Source organism: Halodesulfovibrio sp. (assembly GCF_015482765.1).
GTDB lineage: Bacteria > Desulfobacterota > Desulfovibrionia > Desulfovibrionales > Desulfovibrionaceae > Halodesulfovibrio.
The window spans coordinates 1-7088 of sequence record NZ_JADMLB010000018.1 but is presented as its reverse complement, the minus strand read 5'-3'; the positions used below and the strand labels follow the sequence as shown (position 1 = coordinate 7088).

The following is a 7088-nucleotide window of genomic DNA, read 5'->3' as shown; positions in this document are numbered from 1 at the left end:
GTGCCTTAAATTGAGTGCCGATAAAGCTTTCGTGAATGAACTCTTCATTGAGAGCCAATTCTCCTTTTGCAAAAAGTGAAGCTACGCGAGCAGAAGTGCCAGTGCCGCAAGGCGATCTGTCGACGGAGTCTGGGAGAAAAATGACACAGTTCCTGTAATTACATTTAGGATCATCCGGCTGGCAGAAAAACTGTACATGAGTGATGGTATTGATAAACGGCTGCTCAGGGTGAACAAAATCCACCGAGCTACGAACAGCATCACCAATTTTTTGAGATGTGGAGATAATCTTTTCAAGATTGCCGGAGCGTAAATCAAGTCCAAAGTCATTTGCATCAACTATGGCGTATGTGTTTCCACCGAACCCTAAATCAAAAGATATTTCACCGAATTCAGGCAGTTCTATGGTTCCGGAAGTGTAGAGAAAGGAGGGGACATTCCGAAATGTCACATCATGAACTCGATCGCCAGTAGTTGTTGCGATCGTGCGAATGAGTCCTGCGGGCGTATCAATATTCACCTCAGTGCGATCTCCTGTCATGGGGATCATGCCGGTTTCGAGCATGGCTGTGACACTGCCGATAGTACTGTGACCGCACATAGGCATATGTCCCGCTGCATCAATGAAAAGAACGCCCATATGTGCTTCAGGATGACACGGCTCTACAAGGAACGTTCCGGACATGTTCCTATGACCTCTCGGTTCCCACATGGTAGTAGTGCGGATCCAGTCCAGATGTTCTTCTGCATATGCCATTTTTTCAGCCATGGTATTCCCGAGGATCTCTGGCAAACCGGAAACAATATTCCGTGTTGAGTTGCCTGCTGTATGTGTATCTACAGTTTCAAAAACATGACTTACTTTCATTGCGGTTCTCCTTACCGTGAAGATGAAAAGCGATCTAAATGAAGCGGGGCGATGTCAAAAAGAGGTTCTTTATTATTCAGCAGTTCTGAGATTAAGCGGCCTGTGATCAGAGAAAGTCCAATCCCATTTCCTTCATGTCCGGCTGCAACAAAAAAACCTTTTACTTTGGTTGGGGAAATGATGGGTTTTCCGTCCGGTGTTGCTGGTCGCAATCCGGCATACGAACGAATTACCCGTGCATTTTTGTATGCCGGAAAAAAGTATTCTGCTCGTTGGGCAATGCAGCGCAGTATCTTTATTTCAGGGGCAGCGTTCATGCCTACAAAACGTCGGCTGCTTCCTATCAGGACAGTCCCCGCTTCAGTAGGTTCCGTAACAAATGCCACGCCGTAGTTATCCATTTCAGGTGTGACTCCTAAACGTTTCTTGCCTTTTTTTGCGGCAAGATACCCAAATTCTGCGTAATTTTTCCCCACTAACGATTGAACGCGTTCTGTTACTAAAATCTGTCCCTGCCGTGGTCGAATAGGTACATCAATACCTACTAAAGCGCTGATTGAAGGCGCCCAGACTCCGCATGCATTGATCACGTTCTTTGTAAAAATAGTTCCCGATGTTGTTCGAACTGCTTTGACACTGTTCTCTTGAGTATCAATTCCAACAACGGATGTATGAGTGTGTAATGTAGCACCTAACTCTTGAGCTTTATGTGCAAGGCCAAATGCGAGTTTCATAGGGTTAAGTTTTGCGTCACCTTCAAAATTGATACATGCTAAAACCCTGTCTGCGACGTTAGGCTCATTCTCTCGAAGTTCTTTTTGATCCCAGAAAGATACAGGAGAGCCTTCTTTTAATTTGCCCTCATAATTTTTATAGGCTTGCTCAAGGTCATCCTCGTTATCGACAAGCAGTCCAAGCCCTTCAGGCTCAAAGTGAAAGTCAACAGATAGGTCTTTTGCAACTTCAGGAAACATAGTTAAGCCAGCGTTGCAAAACCTGCTAAAATACCCTGGTTCGCTATCGTATGTTGCAACATGGCCGTCACATCGCTTGCTGCTTCCCCACGGGAATTCACCGCGTTCAACAAGAGTCGCTTTTATTCCGGATTTTGCCAGAAAATATGCAACAGCAGTTCCGATGGCGCCTCCACCAATGACTACTGCATCTGCATGTTCGTGTTTATTCATCAGGAGTTCCTGCTACTAAAAACATTAAGTTGTTCTGCTACAGATGCCGGATTAAAGAGCATACCCAGCATCTGTAACAGAGAGTGCTTTAGTACAATGGGTTAGCATTGAGGATTTCTTTAATATCGGCTTGTTCTTGTGCGGTAAGCGGAAGACGTGGAGAACGGCTATACCCGCCACAGTGGCCTTGAATATCCATGGCGTACTTTGTGACCTGCCAAAGCTTTCCTGAACCTTCGATGTAGCGGAGCATAGGGAGTACTTTTCGATACAGCTCCCATGCAGCATCAAAATCTTTCTCTACGGTTACAAGCTCAAAAAGTTTAGCAGAGAGAGCAGGAGCAATATTTGCTAATACACAAACCCAGCCTTGAGCTCCCATGAGAAATGACTCCATTGCCATATCTTCACAGCCGCAGAAAATAGTAACCTTGTCATCCATGGTATCTTTGATGAGAGATAGACGTTTAATATCGCCTGTGGATTCTTTTATATAATCCATATGAGGGAGGTCTAATATCTTGTCCAAAGTTGCCGGCTCAAGATCAACACCAGAGCTTCCCGGGTTGTTATAGACCATGACTGACAATTGAGCGTGGTCGGAGATTTCTTTAAAGAAAGCATAAGCCTCTTCTTGATTGACTCCCAATCCTGGAGGGACAATGCACATAACGCCGTCTGCGCCTATTGAATGTGCGTGTTCCATAACATCAAGTGTTGTGCTGACATTTTGAGAAACAGCTCCAACACAAACTGGAATCCGCCCAGCAACCGTTTCGGTAACAAACTCAGTAAATTTTTTACGCTCTTCAAGTGAAAGAGCAGCAAACTCACCGGTGGCACCCATAGGAAGAATGCCATGAACGCCGGAGTCTATGTACCAGTTAATATTATTCCGTGCGCCATCGTAATCAATTTCACCGTTTTCTTTAAAAGGTGTTGTCATAACGACAAACACGCCATGCATCTCAGGCATCAACTGCTCCTTTTGTAAGCTCAAAATTTAACGAATGCATTTGTGCTCAACTAAGCAATTGATATGCCAAGCCTTAATTTTTCAATTTGGTTTATAACGCTACCTTCGTAATCCCTTGGGGCTCAATAACTATCAGATTTTTTGCAAGTAAAAGTTGATTGAAAAATCAACTAATAAAGGCCGTTTTCTTCTTTTTTTGTAGCGAAACGAAACAATGGTTATTTGCAAATGGAGTTAGTTGTAGCGAAACGAAACAAAAAAATGCTGTCAAAATTAAAAAGAAAAGAAGCGAAATTGTATTTATTGTTATTTTTTAATGTGTTATGTCTTTTTTCTCTTGAATTCATTGTTCCTGGCAGGATTGTATCGTTTCACTACACTTACGCGAGTTTGATATGTCAAAACCGAAAGGTTCTCAGAACAAAAAATTACAGCAGCAACTCCATAATGCATGGATTAAATTCACCAAAGGGGCTCCCTTTGATAGCTCCGTTGTAGCGCCGCATGTGCTTCATTCATGGCAGATAAGTAAGGAACAAAACATTAATGCCGAGACAACCCCAATTGTAAATATTCTGACTAAACAAGAACTGGCGCGACTTCTTCAGGAGCACGACCAGCTCTTGGAAGCTGCCGAACCTGTTATGGATATGGTTGAAATTTCCATACGGGAAACAGGATTTATAGCGACACTAGCTTGTACGCCGGGGTTGCTGTTGAAGGTAGTGGGGGACCCTTCGGTTCTTTCCCATGCAGAACGTAGAGATAACGTTCCCGGGGCAATCCGTACAACTGAAGCATTAGGCGGCAGTGCACTCAGCATGTCCATGATCGAAAACATGCCCCTCCAGATTAGCGGCTGCGAGCATTACAATAGATACCTGCACGGATGGACTTGTTCCTCAGCACCGATTCATGATGAACATGAAAACGTTGTAGGCTCTCTGACAATTTCGGGGCATATGCCTAACAAAAACAGACATACACTTGCCATGGTTACGGCAGCAGCGAGTACAATTTCAACACGTTTCCGTGAAAAAAGACTCATATACAGCGAGCAAAGGCTCTCTTCTATGCTTACGTCAGTGTACAACTCTTTGTCAGAGGGAGTGCTGGCCATCGACACGGATTTGAATATCACTCATGCAAACAAGAATGCTGTAGAAATGTTAGGATTACGACATGCTAACTTACTTGGAAAACATGTAGAAACAATCCTTCATCATGACGAAAAACATAAGGTGCTGTTAGCAATAAAAGGGGGACTTACCACTTCATTAGAGATACCCTTCAGCGGCTCTCACGATACAAAATTGATGATGTGCAGGCTCATACCCACAAGATTGACCAACGGTGAAACCGTAGGGACGACCATTACGATTACCCCAAGAAGCCAACTCATTCAGATTGCACGGCAAGTGGGAGGGAATTACGCCAAATACTCCTTCAGTGATATCAAGGGAGACAGTTCCCAATTTGTTCAGCAAGTCGAATTAGCAAGACGCGCCGCAACAACAGGTTCCCGTATTCTTTTGACGGGTGAAAGCGGGACAGGAAAAGAACTTTTTGCTCAAGCTATTCACAATGGCAGTCTCTTACGAACGGGACCGTTTGTTGCGATCTCTTGTGCAGCAATTCCACGCGATCTTATTGAATCAGAATTATTTGGCTATGTAGGTGGGGCCTTTACAGGGGCAAGAAGCAAAGGGATGGTAGGGAAGTTTGAACTGGCAAACCACGGAACACTCTTTTTAGATGAAATAAACAGTCTGCCCCTTGAAATGCAGGCTAAGCTGCTGCGTGCGCTCCAACAACGCGAGGTGACACGAATCGGTGATACAAAGCCAACAGCTGTAAACGCGCGCATTATTGCTGCAACGAATACAGATTTAAAGCATGCAATTGAGCAAGGTTCTTTCCGTGAAGATTTATACTACCGTTTAAATGTTGTGGAAATAACTATTCCACCTCTTAGGGAACGACGGGATGATATCCCTACGTTAGCACGGCATATCCTCGAACGGCAAAGTAAAGAAGCGATGCCGGTATCACCGACTGTGACAAAACATGCTATGGCTGCATTACAAGACTACCAGTGGCCGGGGAATATCCGAGAGTTGGACAACGTATGTGAACGGGCTCTGCTCGTTTCGCCTGATGGCGTCATCAGAAGAGAGCATTTACCGGATCATATCTCTGATCGTAAAATACCGAATAAAACAAAGGGCGTTTCTTTAGAAAAAGCTAGTTATGAAATTATTAAGCGGGCTCTCGCAAACAACCATGGCAATATTAGCAACACAGCAAAAGAGCTAGGTATTGCACGGACAACCTTGTACAGGCAGATTCGTAAATTTAATCTGTCGTCAAATGGGGCAAAATAACCATCTAGTCTTTATCAATACAAAAAAAGCAGCTCGTTTTGAGCTGCTTTTTACTTAGTATGTAAATTTAGTAACCAAGGCCACACGCCAACAATCTTGGACATTAGAAATCCCCCACGTGCTTTCATCAAGATCTAAATGAATATAGGAAACAGAAGGAATAACTTCCAACTGCTCATAAAGTTTGATGGTAGCTTCGTAGTTAACCTCAAGAGCAAAATCTTTATCTGTCATATACTTCGCCAACTTTGAGGTTGGGTTTGAAAGATGCCCATTTTCAACAATGCTGGAGCTGTTAGTTCCCCACATTCCAATAACTTTTAATTCCTGTGTCATCCAATCAACATAATTAAAATCTTCGAGTACAACTCCAGCACCAATTTTACCTGTGGCGTCAGCAATGCGGTTACCCGTTTCATTCGCATACGTATCATCAAAGCCGAAATTACTGATAAGCCAACCCGCAGTTACAAACGGCATACGCCCTGAACCACTTACATGTGCATTACTTCCATCACCGGACGCCCACCAACCGAGTATTCCTGCTGTTACATTTTCAAACATGTAGCTAATCTTACCGGCAGTGAACCAGCCACTTCGTCTTGCAGCGCGATTTGCATCAAGATTACCGTAGATACCGTCGAACATAAATTTGAAGTCCGAATAATCTCCCATAACGGCTATACCAGCCCAGAAAACATCCGCATTTTCGGTGCGTTCAACATTTACAAAATTATTATCAAGCCCGAGGGATGGACCTACATCATATGTGTAGTTAGGACTCCCAAATTTTACGTTTTCTCCAAGGGGAGAATAAGAGAAATATGGGTTTACACTGATGTGTTTAGGCTGGAAGTACAATGAGAGTAGAAACATATCCATGTTGTTGTGAGTCGTTACAGGCTGTTCATCAGCAGTGTCTACTTCGAAAGGTCTCAGCCAGCCTAAAACACCACTAAATTCTTTAGCATGGCCGTATGTTGCAAGAATTCCGGCTACATCATCATCAAAGATTACAGAACCAGCTACAGTGCCAGGGTATGTCACACCTTGCAAACCAGCATAAATAGCAAACTGTGAGTAGGGGATATTCAAATGAAGGAAAAGTCGTTTTGTCATAACGCCTACTCCATCAGTTCCTATGTCCCCACCGGAGTTACGTCCGTACTTGTCCCCACCCGGATCTTGTCCCCATTTGTGATTGATTTCAAAATACGCCATGCCTGAAAGCATCTCGTTAGCAATTATCTCAATTTGAGATCTAAAACGCTGAAGCACAGTAAAGTTATTTGTGTCATCATTATTTTGATATTGAGAATGCTGTAAAAATTGAACAATGTTATAAAATGTTCCACTAGCTTCAAATTCTACAGCAAGAACTTGAGAAGAAGCCGTTATGCAGATCAAAAAAACAGCAAAGATGATACCTAGCTTTTTCATTGTAACTCCTTGGCGTAATGACATCTTTTCAGACAATATCCTCCTATCACTTTAGTCTGTATTATATCTTTGTGATTACTTAGTCCCTTTCAAGACGTGTCGTATAAAAAAAGCTCTGACATAATCTGTCAGAGTGATCCTACAACGAAAATGTGGACACCAAGTTAAGCCACAAGGTCATACTGTTCATTACGATACTCAAAGGTGGCAGGGGAAAGCCAGCCATTGCTCGA

At 43.4% G+C, this 7088-nt stretch carries 5 protein-coding genes; 1 reads left to right on the top strand and 4 read right to left on the bottom strand.

Annotation, left to right across the window (positions count from 1 at the left end):
- The 3 genes from QZY95_RS03145 to QZY95_RS03135 form a co-directional block, all read right to left on the bottom strand.
- Window positions 1-868, bottom strand: an 868-nt coding sequence (locus QZY95_RS03145; protein ID WP_290919248.1) for a proline racemase family protein, incomplete at its 3' end; no start/stop codon positions are given.
- An 11-nt stretch (window positions 869-879) separates the two neighbouring features.
- On the bottom strand, window positions 880-2055 hold the full coding sequence (locus QZY95_RS03140) for an FAD-dependent oxidoreductase (protein WP_290919246.1): 1176 nt from the start codon (window positions 2053-2055) through the stop codon (window positions 880-882).
- Window positions 2056-2143: 88 nt separating this feature from the next.
- Entirely contained in the window at window positions 2144-3031 is an 888-nt protein-coding gene (locus tag QZY95_RS03135) for a dihydrodipicolinate synthase family protein (protein WP_290919244.1), read from the bottom strand.
- A 395-nt stretch (window positions 3032-3426) separates the two neighbouring features.
- Between QZY95_RS03135 and QZY95_RS03130 the strand changes: the two genes are divergently transcribed.
- On the top strand, window positions 3427-5415 hold the full coding sequence (locus QZY95_RS03130; RefSeq protein WP_290919242.1) for a sigma 54-interacting transcriptional regulator: 1989 nt from the start codon (window positions 3427-3429) through the stop codon (window positions 5413-5415).
- 54 nt (window positions 5416-5469) lie between these two features.
- On the opposite strand, the gene QZY95_RS03125 is transcribed toward QZY95_RS03130, so the two are convergent.
- Window positions 5470-6855: an outer membrane homotrimeric porin gene (locus tag QZY95_RS03125; RefSeq protein WP_290919240.1), complete on the bottom strand. Its 1386-nt coding sequence runs from the start codon at window positions 6853-6855 to the stop codon at window positions 5470-5472.
- Between the last annotated feature and the right edge of the window lie 233 nt (window positions 6856-7088).